At 50.5% G+C, this 25,531-nt stretch carries 20 protein-coding genes; 13 read left to right on the top strand and 7 right to left on the bottom strand.

The window, feature by feature from the left end; translation table 11 throughout:
- Positions 1-87 precede the first annotated feature (87 nt).
- Positions 88-1,098: a tryptophan--tRNA ligase gene (gene trpS / locus D082_RS12690; protein ID WP_028947286.1), complete on the bottom strand. Its 1,011-nt coding sequence runs from the start codon at positions 1,096-1,098 to the stop codon at positions 88-90.
- A 250-nt stretch (positions 1,099-1,348) separates the two neighbouring features.
- On the opposite strand from trpS, the gene mtnA reads away from it, so the two are divergent.
- Positions 1,349-2,410 carry an S-methyl-5-thioribose-1-phosphate isomerase gene (gene mtnA / locus D082_RS12685; RefSeq protein WP_028947287.1) on the top strand — a complete coding sequence of 354 codons (1,062 nt, stop codon included), beginning with the start codon at positions 1,349-1,351 and terminating at the stop codon, positions 2,408-2,410.
- Between the two features lie 98 nt (positions 2,411-2,508).
- Here mtnA and D082_RS12680 read toward each other — a convergent pair whose 3' ends face one another.
- Positions 2,509-3,186: a 1-acyl-sn-glycerol-3-phosphate acyltransferase gene (locus tag D082_RS12680; protein ID WP_051738848.1), complete on the bottom strand. Its 678-nt coding sequence runs from the start codon at positions 3,184-3,186 to the stop codon at positions 2,509-2,511.
- A 102-nt stretch (positions 3,187-3,288) separates the two neighbouring features.
- Here D082_RS12680 and D082_RS12675 point away from each other — a divergent pair, with 102 nt between their 5' ends.
- The 5 genes from D082_RS12675 (at position 3,289) to purH (ending at position 15,757) form a co-directional block, all read left to right on the top strand.
- The gene (locus D082_RS12675) at positions 3,289-4,074 is read left to right on the top strand and encodes an FkbM family methyltransferase (protein ID WP_238546726.1); all 786 of its coding nucleotides are present in this window, start codon (positions 3,289-3,291) and stop codon (positions 4,072-4,074) included.
- 439 nt (positions 4,075-4,513) lie between these two features.
- Positions 4,514-11,731: a calcium-binding protein gene (locus D082_RS19105; protein WP_238546907.1), complete on the top strand. Its 7,218-nt coding sequence runs from the start codon at positions 4,514-4,516 to the stop codon at positions 11,729-11,731.
- Positions 11,732-11,878: 147 nt separating this feature from the next.
- Positions 11,879-13,192, top strand: coding sequence for a HAMP domain-containing sensor histidine kinase (locus D082_RS12665; RefSeq protein WP_238546725.1), 1,314 nt, complete (start codon positions 11,879-11,881; stop codon positions 13,190-13,192).
- Between the two features lie 151 nt (positions 13,193-13,343).
- Positions 13,344-14,162, top strand: coding sequence for a creatininase family protein (locus tag D082_RS12660; RefSeq protein WP_028947292.1), 819 nt, complete (start codon positions 13,344-13,346; stop codon positions 14,160-14,162).
- Between the two features lie 59 nt (positions 14,163-14,221).
- Positions 14,222-15,757, top strand: coding sequence for a bifunctional phosphoribosylaminoimidazolecarboxamide formyltransferase/IMP cyclohydrolase (purH, locus tag D082_RS12655; RefSeq protein WP_028947293.1), 1,536 nt, complete (start codon positions 14,222-14,224; stop codon positions 15,755-15,757).
- Positions 15,758-15,816: 59 nt separating this feature from the next.
- Here purH and D082_RS12650 read toward each other — a convergent pair whose 3' ends face one another.
- Both D082_RS12650 and D082_RS12645 read right to left on the bottom strand, forming a co-directional pair.
- Positions 15,817-16,218 carry a hypothetical protein gene (locus D082_RS12650; protein ID WP_028947294.1) on the bottom strand — a complete coding sequence of 134 codons (402 nt, stop codon included), beginning with the start codon at positions 16,216-16,218 and terminating at the stop codon, positions 15,817-15,819.
- A gap of 35 nt (positions 16,219-16,253) precedes the next feature.
- Positions 16,254-17,177, bottom strand: coding sequence for a class I SAM-dependent methyltransferase (locus tag D082_RS12645; RefSeq protein WP_028947295.1), 924 nt, complete (start codon positions 17,175-17,177; stop codon positions 16,254-16,256).
- A gap of 104 nt (positions 17,178-17,281) precedes the next feature.
- Here D082_RS12645 and D082_RS12640 point away from each other — a divergent pair, with 104 nt between their 5' ends.
- From D082_RS12640 to D082_RS12615, 6 genes are all read left to right on the top strand, one after another.
- Complete coding sequence (locus D082_RS12640; RefSeq protein ID WP_028947296.1) at positions 17,282-17,590, top strand: DUF3067 family protein; 309 nt, start codon at positions 17,282-17,284, stop codon at positions 17,588-17,590.
- A 33-nt stretch (positions 17,591-17,623) separates the two neighbouring features.
- Entirely contained in the window at positions 17,624-19,225 is a 1,602-nt protein-coding gene (locus tag D082_RS12635) for a serine/threonine-protein kinase (protein ID WP_028947297.1), read from the top strand.
- Between the two features lie 109 nt (positions 19,226-19,334).
- The gene (locus D082_RS12630; protein ID WP_028947298.1) at positions 19,335-20,315 is read left to right on the top strand and encodes an NAD(P)/FAD-dependent oxidoreductase; all 981 of its coding nucleotides are present in this window, start codon (positions 19,335-19,337) and stop codon (positions 20,313-20,315) included.
- Between the two features lie 102 nt (positions 20,316-20,417).
- Positions 20,418-20,798 (top strand): hypothetical protein, encoded by a 381-nt coding sequence (locus tag D082_RS12625; protein ID WP_238546724.1) that lies wholly within the window; start codon positions 20,418-20,420, stop codon positions 20,796-20,798.
- A gap of 36 nt (positions 20,799-20,834) precedes the next feature.
- On the top strand, positions 20,835-21,224 hold the full coding sequence (locus tag D082_RS12620) for a hypothetical protein (protein ID WP_028947300.1): 390 nt from the start codon (positions 20,835-20,837) through the stop codon (positions 21,222-21,224).
- Between the two features lie 212 nt (positions 21,225-21,436).
- The gene (locus tag D082_RS12615) at positions 21,437-21,715 is read left to right on the top strand and encodes a TMEM165/GDT1 family protein (RefSeq protein ID WP_028947301.1); all 279 of its coding nucleotides are present in this window, start codon (positions 21,437-21,439) and stop codon (positions 21,713-21,715) included.
- A gap of 70 nt (positions 21,716-21,785) precedes the next feature.
- Here D082_RS12615 and hisG read toward each other — a convergent pair whose 3' ends face one another.
- Both hisG and glmU read right to left on the bottom strand, forming a co-directional pair.
- Positions 21,786-22,418, bottom strand: coding sequence for an ATP phosphoribosyltransferase (gene hisG / locus D082_RS12610; RefSeq protein ID WP_028947302.1), 633 nt, complete (start codon positions 22,416-22,418; stop codon positions 21,786-21,788).
- Between the two features lie 6 nt (positions 22,419-22,424).
- Positions 22,425-23,795 (bottom strand): bifunctional UDP-N-acetylglucosamine diphosphorylase/glucosamine-1-phosphate N-acetyltransferase GlmU, encoded by a 1,371-nt coding sequence (gene glmU / locus D082_RS12605; protein ID WP_028947303.1) that lies wholly within the window; start codon positions 23,793-23,795, stop codon positions 22,425-22,427.
- 250 nt (positions 23,796-24,045) lie between these two features.
- Between glmU and D082_RS12600 the strand changes: the two genes are divergently transcribed.
- Positions 24,046-24,297 (top strand): DUF4327 family protein, encoded by a 252-nt coding sequence (locus D082_RS12600; protein WP_202963083.1) that lies wholly within the window; start codon positions 24,046-24,048, stop codon positions 24,295-24,297.
- Positions 24,298-24,391: 94 nt separating this feature from the next.
- On the opposite strand, the gene rsgA is transcribed toward D082_RS12600, so the two are convergent.
- Positions 24,392-25,522 (bottom strand): small ribosomal subunit biogenesis GTPase RsgA, encoded by a 1,131-nt coding sequence (gene rsgA / locus D082_RS12595; protein ID WP_028947305.1) that lies wholly within the window; start codon positions 25,520-25,522, stop codon positions 24,392-24,394.
- Positions 25,523-25,531: the final 9 nt, after the last annotated feature.

The following is a 25,531-nucleotide window of genomic DNA, read 5'->3' as shown; positions in this document are numbered from 1 at the left end:
CCCAAAGGATGGAGATTTTTAGACTTCACAATCTAAGGTTTCCACATCACAGTACAGTTAAAGGAATTAGCGGAAAGTCGGCACTCCCTAGGGAGCGGCTAGAAAGCCCAGGGCATCCCGTACTCTGGTGAGGGTTTTGTCGGCTGTTTCGTTAGCTTTGGCGTTACCCGCTTGGATAATGCGTTGTAATTCCCCCGCATCGGCCAGAATCTCTGCATATTTTTGCTGAATTGGCTCCAGGGCGGCGATCGCCGTTGCAGTCAAGAGAGGTTTAAATTGACCCCAACCCATCTCGGCGCATTCCTTGGCCACCGCTTCCTTAGTTTGATTGCTCAACAGTGTGTACAAAGTTAGTAAGTTATGGCACTCAGGCCGTTCTGGATCATCAAACCACAAACCCCGCTGGGGATCGGTCTTACATTTTTTAATTTTCTTTTGAATCACATCCGGCGGATCTAAAAGATTAATGCGGCTCAGCTCTGACTCATCGGACTTGGACATTTTCTTTGTGCCATCGGCGAGGCTCATTACCCTCGCTCCTTCTTTACGAATTAGAGGTTCGGGGAGCTTCAATACCGGAGCATCTTCCCGGCCAAACTTATCGTTGATGCGAATGACAATGTCCCTGGTTAGTTCTAAATGTTGTTTTTGGTCTTCCCCCACGGGCACCTTATCGGCATCGTAGAGTAGGATGTCCGCCGCCATCAGCACAGGGTAGTCCAATAGCCCCACGCTGACATTTTCCCCCTGTTTGACAGCCTTTTCTTTGAACTGAATCATTCGTTCTAGCCAATTGAGGGGGGTGATGCAATTAAGCAACCAGGCTAACTCACTGTGGGCGGGCACGTGGGATTGGACAAAAATAGTGGAGTATTGCAAATCAATGCCACAGGCCAGGTATAGGGCCGCAATGGTGAGGGTGTCCTGGGCTAAGGTTTGGCTATTGTGGGGGACGGTGATGGCGTGGAGATCGACCACGCAGAAAAAGTTATCGTAGTTTTGCTGTTGTTCAACCCAGCTACGGATAGCCCCCAGATAATTGCCCAGATGAAGATTTCCTGTGGGCTGGACTCCAGAAAGGATGCGTGGCTTTTCCATGGCAATGGTTGACTGAATGGGCAAAGGTGAACTGAAAATTTGATTTGGCTGACGCAATGCTTTCCCCGGGGGAAATTTCTCGGGCGCTTTTCACAATTCTTAATGGTATCCCTGGCGGTGCCCCCTTGATGATTCTGTGGGCAAAGTTCAGTTACCAGAGACTGTCTCAATCAAAGGCTGAAAGGTATGATTAGGACGGGAAAACGATTAGTTTTCTGGATTTTTTCCGCGACCAAAATTAAAGCTGTCCATGACTGAAACCCAACCGCCCAATTTTGCTGATATTTATCCTGTACAGTGGCGGGACGATCAGGTAATTCTCATTGACCAGACCCGTTTACCTGCGGAATATAGGGAGGTGGCGATCGCCGATTATGAAGCGATGGGCCATGCCATTAAGTCCATGGTAGTGCGGGGGGCACCGGCCATTGGGGTAGCGGCGGCCTATGGTATATATTTGAGCGCCCGGAGAATTCAAACCACGGAGTTGAGAGAATTTGTGGCCCATTTGGAGTTTGTGGCGGATCAATTGCGCCAAACCCGACCCACTGCGGTAAACCTCTTTTGGGCCATTGAACAAATGCTAAATGTGGCTTATCAAAGTGGGGAAAATGTTGAACAGGTTAAGGCTAACCTGCTGACCCAAGCCAAACAAATTCAACTCGATGATCTCCGCACCTGTCAATCCATTGGAGCTAGAGGTTTAAAAGTATTACCAGATTATCCCCAAAAGCTGACCATTTTGACCCACTGTAATGCCGGTGCCTTGGCCACCGCTGGTTACGGTACGGCGATCGGGGTCATCCGGGCCGCTTGGTCTGCCGGCAGATTAGCCAGGGTCTATGCCGACGAAACCCGGCCTAGGTTACAGGGGGCTAAGTTGACTGTCTGGGAATGTGTACAAGGAGGCATTCCCGTTACCCTAATTACGGACAATATGGCCGCCCATTGTATGCAACAACGACGTATTGATGCTGTGGTGGTAGGGGCAGATCGCATTGCCAGAAATGGTGATACGGCCAACAAAATCGGCACCTATGGCCTAGCTGTGTTAGCAAAAATGCATGCCATCCCCTTTTTCGTGGCGGCCCCCCTATCCACGGTGGACTTTGCCTTGGACGATGGTACCCAAATTCCCATCGAAGAAAGGGATCCAGCGGAAGTTTATCAACTGGGGGAAACTCGCATCACTCCGGAGGGGGCCGAATTTTATAATCCCGCTTTCGATGTCACCCCCGCCAGTCTGATCACCGCCATTATCACAGAGCAAGGGGCCGTTGCCCCCGAACAATTGGCAAGCCTCCAAGGTTAGCCCAAGAAAAATTTCCCCGGTCTATTTCCCCACAAAAGTAAGTTTTTCCACATTTTCAGCAGTGGTTTTCCACAGAAAAAATTCCTCGGGTACCGCTGCTAATTGCGTCCCAGATCCAACATCTGGTTAATTTGCTCCTGACAAATCCTGGTGACAGCTTCCAATTCAGGCTTCTTATTCTTTGCCGGAGGAGCGATCGCCTGGCCGATGCGAATGGTTAAAGGAACTGGATGAGGCCAGCCAGAACCGGGCTGAAAAATTCCTTCCACCCCCCCCAGACTGACCGGAATAATGGGCACCTGGGCTTTCGCCGCAATCATTGCCGCCCCCAATTTTGGTTGGTGAATGCGGCCGTCATCAGTTCTGGTTCCCTCCAAAAATACCCCCACTAACCAACCATCCCCCAAGGCCGTTAATGCTGCCCGTAACGCCCCCCGATCACCACTGCTCCGTTTGACTGGGTAAGCTCCATAGAGACGAATGGCAGGCCCCAACAGGGGCACATTAAATAATTCTTCTTTGGCCATAAAAGCGACGGGGCGGGCCATGGCACAGGACAAAAAAGGTGGGTCGAAGTAACTGGCATGGTTGCTTACCACCAATGCTGGGCCTTGGGACGGAACCAATTCTTGTCCGTACACCTTAGCTTGGAACAGTCCATGGAGCAGTGGCCGCACTACGCCCCACTTTAAACCCCGGTAGAGGGCCAGATTAAGCAACGTTTCCCTTGGGCGGGGAGTTGTCAACCCACGACTATTACTGATGTCAGAATTCACTGAACTTCCCTAGAAAAATATCCGCTCCAACACTTTATCGAAAAAATGGGTCGAAAAATCCTGCCCTTTGGCGCAGTCTAATCCTTAAACTTGGTACCCCCCATGGCCAAACTGGCTGTACAGTGGCGGGAGTGTGGTTCTCCCCATTCAAATATGTCTTTCCCCAGCCTTGCTCCCCATTACCAAAAAATGCTTGATTATCTGGATGGCCAGGTGCTCCAGCTAGACCGCCAGGTATTTCGCCGCCTAGCCCGCTTGGGTTACCAACCCCAGGTGATTTTTGATGTGGGTGCTTCCAATGGCGGCTGGTCCTACTATATGAGCCAAGTGGTGAAGGAGGCGGATTTCCACTTGTTCGAACCTTTGGTGGACCATGTGCCGGATTATCAAGGTTTAATGGCAGAGGTGTTGCGGGTTTATCCCTCATTCCATCTCCATAAATATGCTCTCGGCGATCGTGACGGCACTGTAACAGTCAATGTTTTTAACGACCCGGCCAGTAGCACTACCTTACCCATGCCAGAAGGTTGTCCCCCCACCACACCGGTGTCAGTTCCTATGCTTACGTTGGATTCGGCCCTAGTCAAGCTCAATTTGCCCCAACCCCAGGTCATTAAAATTGACACCCAGGGTAATGAGTTGTCCATCCTCCAGGGGGCCACCCAAACGTTGACCAGAGTTGACGTTTTATTTCTGGAGTGCTGGCTCTACCGGGGTTATGGCCCTGCCACTCCCCTATTGACTGAAATTGCCCATTGGTTATTGCCCCTCAATTTTCGTCTCTGGGACGTTTCTGAACCCTACCGCGGTCCCCAGGGGGAATTGACCACCCTAGATTGTATTTTTATCAACACTGCGGCCGGCCTAAGTCCAAGTTGGTACTATTAGCTTGCTAGTTTTTCTGTCCTATCAAGGGGAATTAGGTAAAATTAACTCCCGTGGGACTGAATTCGCTGGCTACCGATCCAGCCATTTTCGATTTTCAGACGCTGGATGGAAAAATATCTCTGCATTTCCTGATTCTTAGGCTATAATTTGCCTCAAGTAGCAATTCTAGTGTGTGATTCAGTGGATTGCTAATCCTATTTACTGAGAAGAACGCAAAGTTTCTCCCCGTAAAACAATGTCAGTCGAGGGCGAAGGACCGTCCGTCGGTATTCCTTTGTTTTCAGTCTTGACAGTAGGGCAATCCTTGCTATGATTACCCTAAGCAACTCCGAGACACACATAGATGGACCTTGTTTTGTATATTTTTTACCGTAAAAACTGAGGAGTTTTAAGAGGTCCTATGGCACTAAGTCCTAACGTAATTGCGGCTCTGCAGATTATGTACACCGGCCGTGGTGTATCCGCGAGTGACCTGAACTGGTGGGCCACGGAGGGAGCAAATATCACCTACGAGGAAGCCGTTGCCCTCTTTGCCAACAGCGCCGATGCCGCCGCTAAGTATCCCTTTTTTCAAGCACCCCAGACAGCGGACAAGCTGCAGTACATTGCTGAAGTTTTTGCCAATCTCTACAACATTGACATTAACGATACCGATCTGGTCCCCACGGAAGAGTTGGATTACTGGATCAACTGGTTGTCACTGTCTCCGGACAACTACCTAGACTTTCCTAACGCGTTGAACAATGCTTCCGCTGCTGCTGGTCTGACTGACCGTCTGGAAGCGCTGACCAACAAGACTGATGTCTCCCTGTCTTTTGCCGAAGTTTTCTCCAGTGTTGGTGTTAACACCTTCACTCCCGAACAGTACGCTGAAGCTAGTGAAATCATTTCCGGCGTTGATGGCACCATTGAAAGTGTTCTGGCTGCGGAAGCCCAAATTATCGAGTTAGCGGCTGGCGTAAATGTCTTTACCATCGCCGAAGCCGAGGCTACCCCCAACCTTCCTCCTCTCTACACCATCAGTGACAGCGCCGATAATTTAATTGCTGGCACTGCTGACCCCGTTGTGGTTGGAGCTACCGCTGTCATTGCTGACCAATCCCCAGCCGCTCCTTTGAGCGTGGAAGACGCAGAAACACTGCTTGCTACCGCTGATTCTCTAGCTCCTGGTGTTACCTGGGATATTCTCGATTCCGCCACCGCCGTCCTTGATGGTGGTGATGCTGTATCTGGTGCCGCTAGTGTAGGCATCACCGACACCTTTGTTGATGTTGCTACTGCCGAGCAATTGGTGGGTCTAGACAACTTTGACGGTATCTACGCCATCGAAGATACTTCTGCGGCTATTCTTGCCAACACTGAAGTTGCGGGCGGTGCCACTAGTGTTACGCTTACTGACCCCGAAGTAGCTGTCACCGTTGCTGATGCTGAGACTCTACAAGGCTTAGGCAACTTCGAAGGTCCCTACAACATTGAGGATACTTCTGCAGCTATCCTTGCCAACACTGAAGTTGCGGCTGGTGCCACTAGTGTTACGCTTACTGACCCCGAAGTAGCTGTCACCGTTGCTGATGCCGAAACTCTACAAGGCTTAGGTAACTTCGAAGGTCCTTACAACATCTCCGATACTGCCGCTAACATTCTGGCTGCAGAAACATCCCCTGCTCTATTGGCTGCTGACAGTGTTGTATTGTCTAATCCCTCCACTCCCGTCACTGTCGCTGAAGCTGGAGTTCTTCAGGGCTTAGGAAATTTTGAGGGTCCCTACAATATTGCCGATACCTCTGCCAATATCTTGGCTGCCGCCACTTCTCCTGTACTTCTGGGTGCTGACACCATCATTCTGTCCAACCCATCTGCCCCCGTTACCGTTGCCGGCGCTGAAACTCTCCAAGGCTTGGGTAACTTCGAGGGTCCTTATAACATCCTGGACACTTCCGCCAATATCTTGGCGGCGGCAACCTCCACCGCAGTACTTGGTGCTGACAGTGTAGTTCTTTCTAATCCCTTTGTGGGAATAACTGTTGCTGATGCCGAAGTTCTTCAGGGACTAGGGAATTTTGGTGGTGCCTACAACATTCTGGATACTTCTGCCAACATCCTGGCAGCGGCTACTTCTCCCGCAGTGCTCGGTGCTGACAGCGTTACCCTGTCCAATTCCTCGGTTCCCGTAACAGTTGCTGATGCTGAAGTTCTCCAGGGCTTGGGTAACTTTGAAGGTCCCTATGCGATTGAGGACACCTCCGCTAACATTCTGGGCGCTGCTACGTCCCCTGCGGTCCTCGATGCCACCAGCGTAACTCTGTCTGACCCCGATGTGGCCATAACCGTTGGCGATGCAAAAACCCTGCAAGATCTTGGTAACTTTGGTGGTCCCTACAACATCGAAGACACTTCCGCTGCCATCTTGGGTAATGCCACCTCCGCTGCAGTACTCAACGCCGAGAGTGTCATCCTATCCGATCCCGGCGTACCCGTAAGTGTTGCTGGTGCCCAAACTCTCCAAGGTCTAGGTAACTTTGAAGGTCCCTACCACATTGAAGATACTTCCGCCAACATTCTGGCGGCGGCTACTACCCCTGCGGTGCTTGATGCCACAAGTGTGGAGCTATCCAACCCCGGCGTACCCGTAAGTGTTGCTGGTGCCCAAACTCTCCAAGGTCTAGGTAACTTTGAAGGTCCCTACCACATTGAAGATACTTCCGCCAACATTCTGGCGGCGGCTACTACCCCTGCGGTGCTTGATGCCACAAGTGTGGAGCTATCCAACCCCGGTGTACCTGTAACTGTTGACGGTGCCGAAACCCTCCAAGGTTTGGGCAACTTTGTTGGTCCCTACAACATCGAAGACACCTCCGCTGCTATTCTTGCTGCTGCCACCACTGGTGCGGTACTGGATGCTGATAGCGTGACTCTGTCTGACCCCGGTGTACCTGTAACTGTTGACGGTGCCGAAACCCTCCAAGGTTTGGGCAACTTCGTTGGTCCCTACCACATCCAAGATACCTCTGCCAACATTTTGGCTGCCGCTACTACCCCTGCGGTCCTTAATGCCACCAGTGTTGAACTGTCCAATGCTGGTACTCCCGTTACCATTGCTGAGGCTGAAGTTCTTCTGGGTATTCCTGGGTTTGATGGTGTTTACGCGATTGAAGATACTTCGGCGAATATTTTGGCTGACGCTTCTTCCCCTGTGGTACTGGATGCCACCAGTGTTTCCCTATCTGACCCCGGTGTAGGTGTGACCGTTGCCGGTGCTGAAACTCTGCAAGGTCTGGGCAATTTCGACGGCATTTATGCCATTGCCGACACTTTGGCTAATCTCACTGATGCTCCTTCCCAGTTGTTGATTGATTCCACTGGCTATGAGTTGACCAATGCTCCAGGTAATCTCGGCATTGTTTCTGACGAACAACAGATCTTGGTTCAGAATGCCATTAATGCCGCTGACTTTACCTTCACCACCGTTGACATTACGGCTTCCCGTCCCCAGGTGAATGAGGGTTCCGTAACTGAAATTCTCGTTACTTTGAGCGAAGCTCAGGCAACAGATACAACCGTAACCTTCTTCTTGACTCCTGGTGACCCCACGGCTCCTGACACTGGCACCGATGAGTCCAACACGAACGACTTCATTGGTGGTCAGTTCAATCCCATTACGGTGATTATTCCTGCTGGTGAGCTTTCGGCATCCGTCGATTACTCTCCCTTCCTGGACGGTATTGCTGAGTTGACTGAAGGGTTCAGCGTTGTTGTTACCATCTCCGGTTCCGCTGCCGGTGCTGTGTTTGACCTAGGTGGTCTCGCTATTCTGGATGGTCCCGGTGATGGCAGTATTGTTAACCTCACCATTGGTAATGACATCGTTTCTGCCACAACGTTCATTGCTGCTCCTGAGTTGGCCATCGGTGGTCTCACTGCAAATACTTTAAACACCGGCGACAGATTGACTGGTATTGGTGAAGATACAAGCCTGACCGTGAGCTGGGTGGCAAGTACCTTTGGCAGTAACCTAGTCCAATTGCAGATGAAAGGGGTGGAAGACCTCAACGTCACTTTGCTCCAAGATGACCTTTTTATCTTTGCGAATAATCCCGGTGGCGTTACCGTCACAGATGTGAAGAATCTGAAAGCCAGTGGTAGTGTCAACGGCGACTTTTCTATCGTTGATCTCCAAAGCACTCTGGAAACCATTACCGTTCAGAATTACTTCTTTGGTGATGATGTCAACGTTACCATTGGTGATCCTTTCCTCGCTGGGGATGATGATGTTCTGGGGCTAACCCTTGACCAAGTTACAGCTAGCAAAGGTGGCAATACCCGCGTTAATGTCAGTGACTTCTCTGGTACAGGTGGCTATGAAAACTTGCTTATTCAGTCTGGTGTTAGCACCACGTCGAAAGGCATTACCAACACGGTAGAAATTGACGGCATTGTCGCAGTTGAATTCATCGGCATCACTGGAAATGAAAATCTCACTCTGGCTACTTCCCTCATAAGCTCTACCACCGTTGTTGATGCTTCTAACTTCGAAGGTGATTTGAATGCCTTCGTTGATACTCCTGGCGGTGACATGCTCTTCCTGAGTGGCTCCGGCGACGATGTGATTTCCATCTCTCGGGACGCTCTAACCGCTGGTCACATTCTCGATGGTGGTGCCGGCGATGATTTATTAACTATCACTGGTGACGCATTTAGCGCATTTGATGCTGGTCACACCGTTATTGGTGGTGAGGGAGACGACTTTATTCTTCTCACAGGTGTTGCTGATGGCCCCATTGCTGGTCACGTTGTCAACGGCTTTGATATCGGTGGTGGCGTCTTTGCTGAAGTTGGTGGTGATGGTGACGACATTATCATCATTGAAGGTGATGCCATTGGCTCGTCTGCTGGGCACGTTGTCTTCGGTGGTAAAGGTGAAGACTTAATCGACATCAGTGGTAATGCCATTGCGATCAACTCCGAAGCTGGTCACGTAGTTGATGCCGGCGATGATGATGACATTGTTTTGATTACTGGTAATGCTGATGCTTCAACTGCTCTTATAGGCGATGTTGCGGTCGCTGGCCACAGCGTTGATGGTGGTGGTGGTGGTGACATCATTGACATTAGTGGCGATGCTATCGCTTTCTCTGCACTTGGTGATGCCTTCGCTGGTCACAGCGTTGATGGTGGTGATGGTGATGACATCATTGATATTAGCGGCGATGCTCAGGCAGTTGGCGGATTTGATTTTGCTGGTCATACAGTCAATGGTGGCGAAGGCAATGACGTCATTGATATTAGCGGTGATGTTCTGTCCTTCGGTGGTCACTTTGTCACCGGTGGATCTGGTGATGATGAAATCTTGCTCAGTGGCGATGGCGATCACATTGCCTTTGGCGATGATGGCGATGACCTCATCGTTATGACTGGCATCGGCGACGTTAGCTTCTTCGGTGGCGACGGCGAGGATACTCTCGTTGGTGCGGCTGGTGATGATGTCCTCTCTGGTGGTGACGACGATGATTTCCTGATTGGTGGTGACGGCGACGACACCCTGACCGGCGGCGAAGGTGACGACACCATGTTCGGTGACGAAGGTGCTGACCTGTTTATTGTTGATGCTGGTATTGACTTCATCGGCGACCTGGGCAACAGCACAAATCCCGACGACGACCGCTTCCAAGTTTCTGTGAATGCCATTGCCAACATTGCCGTAGTAGGCGATTTTGTGGCTACTGGTGGCATCAACGGTACATGGAATAAGGGAACCGCAAATCTAGAGATTGCTAGTCCTCTTGGCCTTCTTGTCGACTTGTCTGACGCTAACACTATTGCGACTCCTCCTCCCACCTTCGGTTTTACAGTTGTGGGCAACGTGGGTGATGACACCATCATTGGTAGTCTTGACGATGACACTCTATCTGGTGGCATTGGTGAAGATGAAATCGATGGCGGTCTTGGTGATGACATCATCAGTGGTGGTGCTGATGACGACGAACTAGTCGGCGATCTGCGCCTCGGCGGTGCTGCGGTTAATGCAAATGGTCTTGCTTTTGCTGGTGGCAATGACACCATTGATGGCGGTACTGGGGAAGACGAAATCGCTGGTGACCTCTGGATTGGCGCCGGGAACATCACAATCACCAATAGCTCCGTTATCGGCGGAAATGACAGTATTCTCGGCGGTGCTGATGATGATGAAATCACCGGTGATGTAAGGCTTGGTGCTGGTGCAGTCACCATTACGGGCAGTAGCTTTACCGGTGGAAACGACTTCATCGACGGTGGTTCCGGCAATGATGAAATTGCTGGTGACCTGATGATTGGTGCTGGCTCTGTCACTATTACGAACAGCACCCTTACTGGTGGTATCGACAGTATTGTCGGCGGTATCGGCAGTGACGAAATTGCCGGTGATGTCATGATCGGCGCTGGCACGGTCACAATTACTAACAGTACCCTTACCGGTGGTGACGACATCATTGAGGGAGGTACCGGCGATGGTGGTAACAACATCTTTGGTGACTTGTCGATCAGTTCTGGCGGGTTAGTGACCCTGACCGATTACACCCTGTTCGGTGGCAATGACCTGATAGTAAGTCAAGCCATCAACCGTGAATTCCTATTTGGTGATGCCTTTGTTGACTCTGACGACCTCACTATTAATGGATTGAAGTTCGGTAAATTTGATCTAGATACTGGTGATGTTACTGTCGGCAACGATTTCATCATTGGTGGCGATGCTGGTAACAATATCTTTGGTGACTTGTTCTTCCGCACGGACAATCTTCCTACCCTTGCAACTGTCACCAAACTCACCCTAATTGGCGGTAACGACACTATTCTTGGTGGCGATGGTGAAGACCTGTTGGTTGGTGACTTTGCCTTCCGAATTGATGACGGTGCGGACTTCGGCGATGCTAACCTTGTTAGCCTTTCCAACGCTGCCAAATTCAGCCTGGCTGGTGGTGAAGACCTACTAGATGGTGGTAAAGGTGACGACATCTATTACGGTGGTGGCGGCATAGACACCATTCTTCTTGGCAACAACATCACCGATCCCTTTGGGGAAGGTCTCAACGGCAACAATGAACTCTGGTACATGAACGGTGCTTCCGAAAACGCAGCCCGTAACGGCGCTAATGTTGACGTTATCACTGGTTTCAACACCATCAATGACCAGTTTGTCTTTGCTTCTGGTGCGGGGAACTTCTTGGCTAACCTCAACCTCCAGGCTACTCCTGCTGAGACGGTGATTGGTTGGTCTCCCCTGCCCTTTGTGCCCCTTGTTCCCTCCCCAATCGCTGTCAATGGTACTACCTTCAATATTGCTCCGACGGTGACCAACGCCTTCGCGAATAATTTGAACAACGTATTTGAGGCAGTGACAAATACAACGGCATCTAGCTCTGGTGGTGCCCCCGTATTTGTTCCCCAAGTGGGCTTCCCATTCTTCGCCTTTGCTGGTGTTACGGCTTCCAACCTTCAGATGCAGCAAATCAATGTTACATCTGGAGCTTTGGCAGGACGTCAGTTCTTGTTCATCAACGATGGCGTCGGTGAAGTTAACACCCAAGATGATTTCCTCGCGGAAATCACCGGTATTACCGGTACCTTCGGTGGTGCAATTCCTCTCACTGAAAACTTCGAGGTTCGTCAATTCAATGTTTAATATATCGAAGCTTAGTTTGGTGTAGTTTACCTAAACTGAATAAACAGATTTAGTTACAGCCGTCCCTCCGGGGGCGGTTTTTTTGTTTTTCATTCGCTCTTTAGGAAAAGCGGCTAGGGGAGGGATAATGAACGGAAATCAAGATAATTGGTTAATATAGATACGATCGCCGAGTACGCTTCATGGCACCAATATTTTTTTGCTCTGATCATGACTATGGGTCCCGATGCCCCCATCAGCAAAGATTTGCCAACAACAGGGCATGGATTCGAGCAATCCATATCTAGATTAATTTTGAGCATTATCCCGGCAACGGAAATTTATTATTGGTATCTAGGTGTTGATTCAGACAAAGCTGAAACTTTCCCCACCGTTTCCATTGCTCTCCAATCTGGGCCTCCCCCATGGTCGGTGCCAGAAAACTGTCAGAAATTTATCGGCGATCGCCAGCAAGATTTTCAAGGGGGAAAGATTTTAGTAACGGACTTTAACTGGGACTGGCGATCGTTAACTGTGGACAATGTTGCTTCCTCCCATAACTTAGGGTCAGTTAATGGTAGTTTGCCCTATCTTTTATTACCCGTCTTTAAACAGGATCAATATGTGGGAGGTATTTGCTTGGGGTTACCCAATGGTCAATGGAACCTTGATCAATACTTTTTTTTACAAGAAGTGGGAAAAGTGTTTGCCTACCAGCACCGGAATACGACAAAAGTATGGTCTTCCAGGGAAAATTGTGACTCCGACCAACGCCATTCCCCCATGGTGATGAACCTAAGCCACATCCACCATGAATTTAGAACACCTCTCAGCGCAATTATCGGTTTTGCCCGGATGTTGGAGGATGAACTCTATGGCAATTTAAACCCTAAACAACATCAATATGTGGGGGGAATTTTAAACTCTGCCGATCATTTACTATCTCTGGTAAATGACTTTCTTGATCTGTCTAAAATTGAGGCCAATTGTGAAGAGTTATTCTGCGAATTAGTGGCAGTGGAAGACCTGTGCCTTTCGGTGATTTCCATGGTGCACACTAAAGCTAAAGAAAAACAACTGGATTTAAATTTAGAAATTGCTGACGGGGTTGATTTTTGCTATGTGGACCAAAAAAGATGGAAACAAATCCTAATCAATCTCCTCTCCAACGGCATTAAATTTACTCCCCAAGGGAGCGTCACCCTTACCGTGGAAGCCAAGGAAAAAGCACTAATCTTTTCTGTGATTGACACTGGCATCGGCATTAGCCCAACAGATCAAAAGAATTTATTCCAGCCGTTCAAACAATTTTACCATCCCCCTGGTTTTGCTGAAAAAGGTACTGGCCTAGGATTAGCCCTTTCCCGTCGTTTGGCCCAACTCCATGGCGGTGACATTGAATTAACTTCAACTCCTGGGATTGGTAGTCGTTTTTCTGCTATTCTTCCCCTAAAAAAATCCAGAAAAAGTGATTCAATCTGACCATGAAACCAGTGAAAATTGCTAATCGTGCCGACAAAAATTCTTTGGTGAGTAAACGTTGTTGATGTTACGGAGACTTTGGCCATAAAGGCACAGGGCCGACAAGACCAACAAATTTAGTTAAGGTTAAAGAATACCTAAAAGCTAGACCATGCTCCATCCCGCGGCCATTCCCCCCCAGCGTTATTTTGCTTACCTAACTTGGACGGACATTGAGGCTCTGCCTGATAAGGACAAAACCATTATTATTCAACCCCTGGGTTCCATTGAACAGCATGGCCCCCATTTACCATTGATGGTGGATGCGGCCATTTCTGAAGGGGTTTTGGGTAAAGCATTACAGACTTTAACAACGGAAATTCCCGCCTACGTGCTCCCGACTTTGTACTATGGAAAATCCAATGAACACATAGGTTTTCCTGGGGTCATTACCCTCGGAGCGGAAACCTTGTTGGGTATTCTCAGGGAAGTAGCGGCTAGTTTGTATCAATCAGGTTTTCGTAAATGGATTCTGCTCAATTCCCACGGTGGTCAGATTCAGGTGTTGGAAATTGCGGCCAGGGATCTGCACCAAATTTATCCAGACCTACAAATTTTCCCCTTTTTTACCTGGCGGATGCCCCACTGTGCGGCGGATGTACTCACCAAAAAAGAAATGACCCATGGCATCCATGCGGGGGACGCGGAAACCAGTTTGATGATGGCCCTCTGGCCGGAGCTGGTCCGGGAAAATCGTTTAGTTAAGGAGTTTCCCCAGGGCATTCCCGCCGACGGAGAACTGCTGAGCATGGAGGGAAGTTTGCCCTTTGCCTGGTTGACTAAAGAAGTTAGTCGCAGTGGGGTGATGGGGGATGCCACCGTAGCCACTAGGGAAAAAGGAGAGGTTTTACTCAATTGTCTGGCCGATGGTTGTCGCCAGGCGATCGAGGCGGTGTATCACTTCCAACCGCCTAGTCTAGGGAAAGTTTAGGGCAGACGAAACTCCTGGGGGATAATGGGGGATGGAAAAATTACCAAGAGGAGAAGGCAATGGCCCGTTTAGCCCTGCTGAGTGTGTCCGACAAAAGTGGCATTGTGGAACTGGCCCGACGGCTAGTGGATGAATTTCAGTTTGACCTGATCAGTAGTGGTGGTACGGCCAAAACCCTCAAAGAAGCAGGGGTTCCCGTCACTAAAGTGAGTGATTACACCGGGGCGCCGGAAATTTTGGGTGGACGGGTCAAAACGTTACATCCCCGCATCCATGGGGGCATTTTAGCCCGGCGGGATTTGCCCAGCGACCAGGCGGATTTACAAGCCAACGATATTCGGCCTTTAGATTTGGTGGTGGTTAATCTTTATCCCTTTGAAGCCACCATTGCTAAACCGGGGGTCACCGTTGCCGAGGCAGTGGAACAGATTGATATTGGTGGGCCGGCCATGATTCGAGCGACGGCGAAAAACTTCGCCCATACCACTGTCCTTACCAACCCTAACCAGTACGAAGCCTATCTAGGGGCCTTGCAAGAAGAGGGAGAAATTCCCTTGGCTTTGCGCCAACAATTTGCCGGGGAAGCCTTTGCCCTGACCAATGCCTATGACCAGGCGATCGCCAATTATTTCAGTACCTTAAGCGGGGATAGTGCGGCCCGATTTGGCATTAGCGGTACATTGCGGCAACCATTGCGGTACGGGGAAAATCCCCACCAGAGTGCAGGTTGGTATCAAACGGGCAGGGAGGCGACGGGTTGGGCTAAGGCGGAGAAACTCCAGGGCAAGGAACTGAGCTATAACAATTTGGTGGATTTGGAAGCGGCCCGGCGTATTATCAACGAATTCGATGTCAGTGAACCGGCGGCAGTGATTCTAAAGCACACCAATCCCTGTGGCGTAGCCTTGGCTCCCACATTGGTAGAAGCCTATCAAAAGGCTTTTAATGCCGATGCAACTTCCGCTTTTGGGGGCATTGTGGCCCTAAATCAACCCCTGGACGGCCCCACGGCGACGGCCATGGTCAAAACCTTTTTGGAATGTATTGTCGCCCCTGGTTGTAATGCTGAAGCCCGGGAAATTTTAGCGAAGAAAAATAATTTGCGGGTATTGATCCTCTCCGATCTGGCCACTGGCCCCAGCCAAACCATTAAGGCGATCGCCGGGGGATTGTTGGTGCAGTCAGCGGACGATGAACGGGAAGATCCCGGCACTTGGCAGGTGGTGACCGAAAAAGAACCCAGTGCGGCAGAGTTGGCGGAATTAGCTTTTGCCTGGAAAGTTTGCAAACACGTTAAATCCAACGCCATCACCATCACCAAAAACAAAACCACCCTGGGGGTAGGGGCAGGGCAAATGAATCGGGTCGGCTCCGTGGAAATTGCCCTTAAACAAGCAGGGATAGAAGCCCAGGGAGCTTGCCTAGCCAGTGATGCGTTTTTTCCTTTTGACGATTCCGTCCGCACCGCCGCCGCCGCTGGCATTACCACCATCATTCAACCGGGGGGATCTTTACGGGACAAGGATTCCATCCAAGCGGCCAATGAATTGGGTTTAGTGATGATTTTCACCGGAGTGCGGCATTTCCTCCACTAGGTCAATTGAGTGTTAACCGTTGTGGGTGGGCACATGGGACGATTTATTCGGTTTCAGACTCACCCCAACCAACTTTTTAGGCCCCAGCCAAGGATTAAACCCAGGCCCCCAAAGCGAATGATCTGCCAAAACACATCCCCCATCAGGCCTCGCCGTAGACCATCCCAAAACATTTTTTGCAACTGGCGATCGGTTAACAGTTCACTTTCCAATTCCAAGGATAACGCTTCTAATTCCGACTGAATGCGGGCCAATTCCTCTTCTAACTCCACCTGGGGGGATTCCTGAAGCTTAGTTTCCACATCGGCCCGATACTCTTGGATCTGCTGTTGCTTGGCCCTTTGGGACTGAACTTCGTCGTAACGGGTCTGCAATTTTTGCAAAGACTGGGTCAGTGCGGCCAGAGCCAAGCCAAAATTGCTATCACTATCTCCGTTCGGTGCGACAAAAGTTTCTTCCATAGCAAGTTAGGACGGGTCGAAGTTAGGAATAGTCCCTAAGGATGTACGGAAGCGATGACAGTGCGGTGCCGGGGACTATTAGGCTGGATGGTCACCTGGTCGAAACCGGCGGATAGTAACTCCTGTTCCACATCCAAGGCGAAATACTGGTCCATAAATGGTTCCGTACTTTTGAGCAGGGTCATAATGTGGGGAGCCATGGTCAGATAGGCTTGGGAACGGGGATTCATATCCATAAAAGTAAAATGACCACCGGTTTTGACTAAGCGCCGAGCTTCCCGGAAAATGCGGCGGGTGGGTTCCTGGGGCATTTCGTGGAACAGTAGAAAAGCTGAAACTAGGTCAAAGCTTTGGGTTTCTAACCCAGTGGCCTCGGGCAAAGCATGGATCCAGTTTATCGTTGCTCCCTTTTCCTGGCCATGGTGATGGGCGAGGGTGACGTAATAGGGGGAGAAATCTAGCCCAGTTAATTTTGCCTCTGGATAATAGCTCTGCAAAGTAAAGCTACTCAGGCCGACGGTGCAATGTAAATCAAGGATAGTTTCGGGGGCTTGGGGCAATTGGGCCAATAAAACATCGTGGTAACTACGTCGTAACTCGGCGTCCCCCTGGGCCCCTGCTTCTGGGTAAAGGCTGGAGTGGACAGCGTTGGCCGCCACTTCAAATTCAAAGGCCGCGTCCCAACACATATGTCCCTGGTCGTAGCCATGGAAGGAAGCGTTGTAATAATCAGGATAGGTTAAATCTTCATCCACCACCGATCGCCAATGGTTTTGCCAGTCCTGCTGTTGATAATGTTTCACCGTTTCCCGCCAGGGAATGCCCAATCTTTCCGCCCGTTTGATCATCATGGAGCGGGCCTGCCATTTGGCCACATTCCACAAAGGCTTGACAGCCAATAGTCCATTGACGACCTGGCTCATGGGGGTGGGGGCAGGGGTGGCGGTGCTGACAGTCATGGAATGCTTTAATGGGACTAGGGAAAATTGTCGCTGAAAAATCCAAACCTGTCTAGGCGTGGGCATCAAGCGGCGATCGCCTGGGGCAATTTCGGTGTGGAACTATGACCGGTAAACAGTTACACCAATGGATTGTGGATAAATGGGGCTACTCCTTCGATGTGCAGTTGCGGCGCATCAAAGATCGTATTTTTCTACAGATTATGTGGCGGTACCTGGAACAGGCATCCTTTCCCCTCTCGGAAGAAGATTATTTCGCTAACCTAGAGGCGATCGCCCAGTATCTCCAGGCCTGGGGAGGGGCAGACCAAGTGCAGAAATTTATTAGCCAAACTAAAGAGAAACCCCGCTTAGGTAAAGCTGTTAGCATCCCCCTGGAGCTTGGGGCCAGGGCCGCAGAATGGTTCATTTGAAAGCTGGAAAAGCTAGGAGCACAGGGCATTGCCATGGTTACCCCATTGAGACTACTCAACAACCGCTACAAAATTCTTGAAACCCTGGGCAGGGGTGGATTTGGGGAAACTTTCTTGGCCCAGGACATCCATATGCCCTCAGCCCGCAAATGCGTGATCAAACGCCTCCAGCCGGTGTTGGAAAATCCTGAAATCCCCCAATGGTTAAGGGAAAGATTCCATCGAGAGGCGGCTATCCTAGAAGAATTGGGAGAAAACCACCCACAAATTCCCCAACTGTACGCCTATTTCAATGAAGGGGAAGACTTTTACCTAGTACAGGAATGGATTCCCGGTTTGACCCTCACCCAAGCCCATGCCCAAAGGGGGAATTTTTCTAGCACAGCGGTGGAGGAACTGTTATTGGGAATTCTGCCTGTGTTGGAATTTATCCATCAACGGCGCATTATCCACCGGGACATTAAGCCCGACAATATCATTCTGCGGGAGACCGATGGTAAGCCAATTTTGATTGATTTTGGCATTATTAAAGAAACCATGGGCACATTGGTCAATCCCGATGGCCGCAGTGCCTATTCCGTGGCGTTGGGTACCCCCGGTTACATGGCTTCAGAGCAGGCGGCGGGGCGACCTGTTTTTTCCAGTGACTTGTACAGTTTGGGCCTAACAGCAATTTTTTTGCTCACCGGCAAAACGCCCCAGTATCTAACCAGTGACAGCCGCACCGGGGAAATTCTTTGGCGACAGGGGGCACCGCAGATCAGTCCGACGTTGGCCCAGGTTTTAGACCAGGCAGTGCGCTACCATCCCCGGGAAAGATTTAGTTCCGCCACTGCCATGGCCCAGGCCCTCCAGGGAAATTTCAGCACTGTGCCCATGACCAAAGGCGATCGCCAGGGAAATACCGTTGCCAATGGCAAGGCCAAACCTAGCCACCAACCCACTGCCCCAACCCTAGTGGTGGGCACCCCCTACAATGCCAACGACACCCAAGCCACTAAAGTTTACAGTCAGGAATTTACTGGATATACCGAAACCCAGGAGGGTTCACCACTGATGAAATGGGTTGTTATGCCCCTTGTCGTACTGCTAGTTATTGGCGGTGGCATGGCGGCGGGGTTTTGGGTAACCAGTCAACGGCGCAATAATCCTCCTCCAGCGGTGGAAGAACCCACAGAGGAAACTCCCACTCCCCTGCCCTCTTTGGAACCCAGACCCAATTTATTTGAAACCCCTAGCCCTATTCCCACTCCAGCAACCCCCAGCCCGGAGCCAACTCCCAGTCCCACCCCAGAACCGACTCCAACTCCGACAGAAGATACACTGACTCCCATGGAGCCAGAACCTAGTTTGGACAATCCTGCCCCCATACCCGAGCCCAAGCCTAGTCCATCCCCTACCATTAGCCCCCAACCATCACCAACTATTTCTATTCCCGTTACCCCTGCTCCTACACCAAAACCCAGTCCTTCTCCCACCCCCAAGCCGACCACTCCTCCCCAGATTGCCCCCACTCCCCAGCCCGGGAATACAGTGCCAGTGATCCCCCCACCGGAAAATCCCAGTACCGGGACTCAGCCCAACCTGCCGGCCCCCCCAGCGGCGGAAAAACCCATTGACCCCGAGCAAAATTAGGGATTTATACTAAAAATGGAAACTATGGGCGAGCGAAAACCTAGCTCCATGTCCGTCGTTTCATTCACTCTGTCAATAATTAGCCAACATTAAGCCGAGGAGACGCCCCATGAAATTATCCAGCAAAAACATAGATGCCCGTCTCGACACGGTTTATGACGCCATTGTGCTAGGCGGGGGCATGGGGGGATTGTCGGCGGCTATCTATCTGGCCCGCTACGGCTTGAAATGTCTGGTGGTGGAGAAAGGCCGGGGTCGCTCCTTTTGGATGCAGGATTTACGCAACTATGTGGGGCTAGATCCCGATACCCCAGGACGGGACATTATCAACCACAGTAGCCAGCAAGCTCTCCATTGGGGCGCAGATTTGTTGCGGGGTTACGTGGAAGATGTGACCGATGAAGGGGAAACCATGGCAGTGAAGGTGAAAGTGGGCAAAAAGGATAGTCTTTATCCAGTTTTTCGAGCTAAATATGTCATCGCCGCCACAGGTATTATCGATAACTTGCCCCAGTTGGAGGACATGCAAAATGTCTATGATTATGCTGGTTACACCCTCCACGTTTGCATGATTTGTGACGGGTTTGACATGTGGGATCAAAAAGCTGTCTTGATTGCGGGCACCGAGGGACAAATTAATGCCGCCTTTGTTTTGAATTGGTTTACCCCCTATATTTCTGTGTTGACCCATGGGCTTTGCACTGTCAGTGAGGGGATGAAAGCAAAATTGGCCGACCACGGTTATCCCCTCTACGAGGCGGCGATCGCCAAATTTTTGGGGGAAGACCACAAAATGAGTGGGGTGGAATTGGTGGACGGCACGGTGGTGGAAGCTACCACTGGTTTGATCAACATGGGGTCTGTGTATCACAACCATTACCTCAAGGGCATTGAAGGTTTGGAATGGGATGGGGAAAATTTAGTCACCAATGATATGGCCCAGACTAGCCATCCCCGTATTTTTGCCCTGGGAGATTTGAAAAAGGGTTTAAACCAAGTGTCCGTAGCGGTGGCCGATGGCACCCTGGCCGCCACCCAAATTTGGCGCAATATCCGCCGGACCAGCGAGCCGCGCAAATGGATTCATTAGGAATGAGCAAGTTTGACAGTCTGTCTTTTGACCCTTTGCCAATATTTTGCCTAGGATGGGGAGCATTCTTTTAGCAGGAATTTACTAAGTTTCCCCATGTCCATGGAAAGCCCCATCGAAACCAAGTCCCCGGAAAACAATCAGTCTTTGGATTGCAGCAACGGGGATCCTTCCCGCAAATGGTACCAAGCCCGTCTCTTTTCCTTTGGTATTACGCCGACGGGATATGTGGCGGTGGGAGTAGCTCCCATGGGGGTGGTGGCCATTGGTATTGTGCCCATGGGAGTGATTTCCGTTGGCATGGTGGGTATGGGGGCGATCGCCGCTGGTTTTGTCACCATGGGGATGGTGGCGTTTGGTGAAGTTAATATGTCCTATTTTGGTGGCCACAAAGGGGGCAAGGGCCATGGTGCAGTGCCCACTCAGGAAATGCCCATGACCGACCAGCCCATGGAAAAACCCATGGAGCACAGCAATCACTAAAGCTAGAATTGGGAAAACTCCTTCGCCCTAAATTCTATGTTTTCCTCCCTGCTCTCCGGTGGTTTAACCCTCACTCTAGCCCTTGGTCCTGTGGGGGGGGTCGCAACCGAACCTACTCAAATTATTCGCCCTATTTCCTCCACTCTTCAGGCCCAGGCGATCGACCTCAATGAAGTGCAACGACAACTGGAGCAAAATCCCCAGCTGATCCAACAGGCGGAGCAATTACTGCGGGAAAATCCGGACCTGGTGATTAAAACCATGGAGCAGATATTGAGGAATAACCCCACTTTGATCCAAGAAATTCAAGCCATGCCAGGGTTGATGAATGAAATGGCCCGCCAAGGTGCTGGCATTACTGACTATTTCCAGAAGAACCCTGAATTACTGCGTCAGCTGGAGCAAATGCTCACCACTCCCCGCTAGGAACTTAGCGTGACCTTCTTTATCGTCATTTCAAATAATTTCGAGACTGCTTAAGTCTTTATTGACAAGCTTTTCGGTGAATTTGAATGTCTCAGTCTTACTAAAAACGACTATAAATCGAATAATTTGCCGCGAGCCCACTCCTACAATTGCCATGGACCGCTTAAAGTTGTGGGGTAACCGTTCATCGAAAATCTTTTTTCCCTAACACCATGGATTGGCAATTGTTTGGGCTGAGTTTTATCACCGTTTTTTTAGCGGAAATTGGCGACAAAAGTCAATTGGCGGCGATCGCTTTGGGGAGTAGTGCTAAATCTCCCCGGGCCGTATTTTTCGGTTCCGTGACAGCATTGATCCTAGCCAGCTTCCTCGGGGTTTTAGCTGGGGGTAGTCTAGCTCAGTTTTTGCCTACCAAATTGCTCAAGGCTCTGGCGGCCCTCGGTTTCACAATCATGGCCCTGCGCTTGCTCTGGCCTGACCCAGAAGATTAGGCGAAAACCAAAGATTATTCGTATTTTGTATTTTGTCGAGACTTATTGGGGCCTAGAGAGTTAATCAGTCCTAAATCACTGACCGCAATTTCTCCACCCAATCCAACAGGCGATCGCCGTTGATGCGGTAACTGAGGGGATGGGCAATGAGGCGGGCACTACTGTCGAATAAAACCTCAATTTCCACCAAGCCGTTTTCCTGCAAAGTGCGGCCGGTGGAAACCAGATCCACAATCGCCTCGGACATGCCGGTGATGGGTCCCAGTTCCACCGAACCGTAGAGGGGAATAATCTCCACCGGTAAATCTAGACGACGGAAGTGCTCCAAGGCACAGTGGACAAATTTGGAAGCTACCCGGCCATGGGGCGGCAAATCAACCGATCGCCGGTAGGGACTGGCCTGGGGCACGGCAACGGAAAGACGGCAGTCGCCAAAATTTAAATCTGCCAATTGAGCCACCGCTGGCTTTTTTTCCCGCAGAATATCGTAGCCCACAATGCCCAATTGGGCCTGGCCGTATTCCACATACACCGGCACGTCCCAAGCCCTCACCAGTAAAGCCTTAGCTCGATTGGTGGGATCAACAATTTGTAACTGACGGTTCTTCGGTTCCAAGAAAGCAGAAAAATCCAGGCCAATTTGCTGAAAACGGTCGATACTATCCCGCAACAACGAGCCTTTTGGTAAAGCAATGGTGAGCATAACAATTTAAGATTGACCCGACTGCGGGGCTGGGGGCACTTGCCAATTATCAATGATACGTTGCCGGGGCCTGGCGATCGCCAAGGATCCCGCTGGCACATCCCGATTAATCACCGAACCCGCCGCCACTGTTACCCCTGCTCCTACCTGTACCGGAGCTACAAATACACTATTAGCCCCGGTTTTGGTGCCACTGCCGATGACCGTTTGATGCTTGCTCACCCCATCATAGTTGGCAGTAATGGTGCCTGCCCCCACATTGACCCCATCGCCAAGGACCGCATCCCCGAGGTAACTAAGGTGGGCCACATTGGATTGGCAACCAATGACAGACTTTTTCACCTCGACAAAATTGCCAATGCGACAATCGGCCTGAATATCTGCTTCCCCACGAATATGACTATAGGGACCAAGGCGACAATTATCGCCGATCTGACTTTGATTCACTACGGAAAACAGGACTGACGTGCCCGCGCCGATCAAGCTGTCCTCGATTAAACTACCGGGGCCAATGCGACTACCCCGACCAATGACAGTTTTACCCCGCAGATGGGTGTTGGGTTCGATGATGACATCCGCTTCCAAAATCACCGTATCGTCAATGGTGATGCTGTCAGGATTGATGAGAGTAATGCCCTTAGCCATCCAGCCATCCTTAATACGATTTTGGAGAATATCATTGGCTGCCGCCAACTGCTTGCGGTCGTTAATACCATTAATCTCTAAATAATCTTCCACATCCACCGCCATCACTTGGTCCAGGTAATCTACCACTTCCGTTAGGTAGTATTCCTGTTGGTCATTATTGGCAGATAATTTGGGTAAAGCCTCCGCCAGCCTTGGCCAGTGGAAACAATAAATGCCGCCATTGACCCGATGGTTCTGGCGCTGGGCCGCATTGCAATCCCGGTCTTCCACAATTTGGGTAACCCGATTATCGCCGTTGCAAAATACCCGGCCGTAACCCTTAGGATCCGGCAAATGGGCCGTCAGCAGGGTGGCCGCATTGCCGTGGCGTTGGTGGGTGGCAATTAAATTTTCCAAAGTTGCCGACCGCAGTAGGGGCGCATCGCCGTTGAGCACCAACAAATCACCCTGATAGTCTTTGAGGCAAGGCAGTAACTGCTGAATGGCGTGGCCAGTGCCCAATTGTTCCCTTTGTTCCACAAATTCCACATCCGATCGCCCGGCCAGGGATGATTCCACGGCGGTGGCCTGGTAGCCCACAATCAATATTTGTCTTTCCGGGGCCAGGGGACGGCAACTTTGCAACACCCTTTCCACCAAACTGTAACCCCCCAATTGATGGAGCACTTTGGGTAAATCCGATTTCATGCGGGTGCCTTTCCCCGCCGCCAACACTGCAACCGCCACCATAATGGTTTTTTGTCCTGATCGTCGCCATTGAGTATATCGCGATTGGGGCAAGGCAAATTTTGGCGCTGAACTCCTGCCCCAGACCAGGATACAAAAACTTAATAAAAATTTTAGGGTTGGCCGAATCCCAGAAGATATAAGTATTTATGCGGAAGACTAAAGAATTGTAATGGATCATACAGCAAAGCCCCCCTTTGTTTGTATCTGGGGTTAGGCTATAGTTGTGTTTAGGTTTTGATTCCCAATTTTGGTGGATTTTATGAGTGCGGCAACTTTAACTCCCCTTTCCTCCTTCGACTACAACATCAATATGCTCAAGGATGAAGCCCGCTTATTAGTGGAGCAAGGCACGGTGAGTCGTCACCAGCCTATTTACGTCCTCTGTCAGTATATTCCTGCCCGGGAATGGGTCTGTGTGGAATGTGAGTTAGAAAGAAATGATTATCTACTCCGAGATCAGATTGGTGATTTGATGTCCTCTGAATGCTGGGAAAATGACTAATTGCTTTGAAATGGTTGGTGAACCAACCTAGGCTTAGTCTGGTTGAGTCATTGACTGGGTTTTTGTTGTGTTTTTTTAATTTGCTCCCCTGGGTTTATTCCCAATCCCAGTTCCCCTGCAAACTGTTTAGGTCCGTTTGCTCGCAGTAACTTTGCAGTTCTTGGTGCTCCTGGCGGCGGGAATGGCGACGGTATTTTTTGGTTTCCAGCTTCGGTTCATCGTACTCCTGGCCGTCACTGCCTGTTTTAGTTTTTAGGCCCGTATCCGTTTCCCTTTGCTGTTCGAGGCTTTGCCGAGCCAAAACTTCCTCCAGAAAAGTTAGATAATGTTCATACCTTTCCCAGTTCTGTCCCACCGCACAGTCTGGCTCTCCCCGGTGTAAGCAATCTTTAAAAAAACATTCCCGCCCCTGTAATCGCTGTCGTCCTTCAGGGAAAAGGTTAATTAATTGGGAAGGCTCAACGGCCAAGTCCGGCTGGTTGAAACCTGGGGTGTCTGCCAATAGCCCTCCATCGGGGAGGTCAAATAGTTCCACATGGCGAGTGGTGTGGCGGCCTTTGCGTAATTTACCGGACACTTTTTTCACCTGCTGTTCTACCCCTGGCACCAACAAATTGATCAGGCTGGATTTGCCCACCCCAGAAGGGCCCGCCATGAGGCTGATGCGGCGTGTTAATTTTCGTTGTAATTTTTCCAAACCCCAGCGGTTTTGCACACTGAGTAGAATTGGTGTGTAGCCCCACGCTCCCAGGCGATGGCCCCAATGGTCAACTTCTGTCTCATCCACCAAATCCTGTTTATTGAGACAAAGACTAATTTCTAAGCCCGTGGCTTCCGCTTGCACCAAAAATCGACTCAACTGCCATTCCTCCAGGGGAGGATCCGCCAGGGAAAAAACCAGGCAAATTTGTTCAGCATTGGCCACCGGAGGCCGTTCTAGCACTGTACGGCGGGGATAAACTTTGGCGATCGCCCCTAAATCTCCCTCCGCCGCCAGGGGAACCTTTCGATTTTTAGTACCGTTATCGTTTCCATCTATGAACAACTGCAAAGAGGGGGGTAACTCGACTCGGACTTGATCCCCCACCATTACCTTTTGTCCTACCTTTTTTAGACGAGTGCGACGGGTGCAAAGGAGGGGCTCAGAGGTCACATTTTGCAAGCGCACCCAATAGTAATTAGCTTGAATGGCAATGACTGTCCCGTCATCCGTCACCTTGGCCATTGGTTAACC

Source organism: Synechocystis sp. PCC 6714 (assembly GCF_000478825.2).
GTDB lineage: Bacteria > Cyanobacteriota > Cyanobacteriia > Cyanobacteriales > Microcystaceae > Synechocystis.
This window is presented reverse-complemented; position numbering and strand designations above follow the sequence as displayed.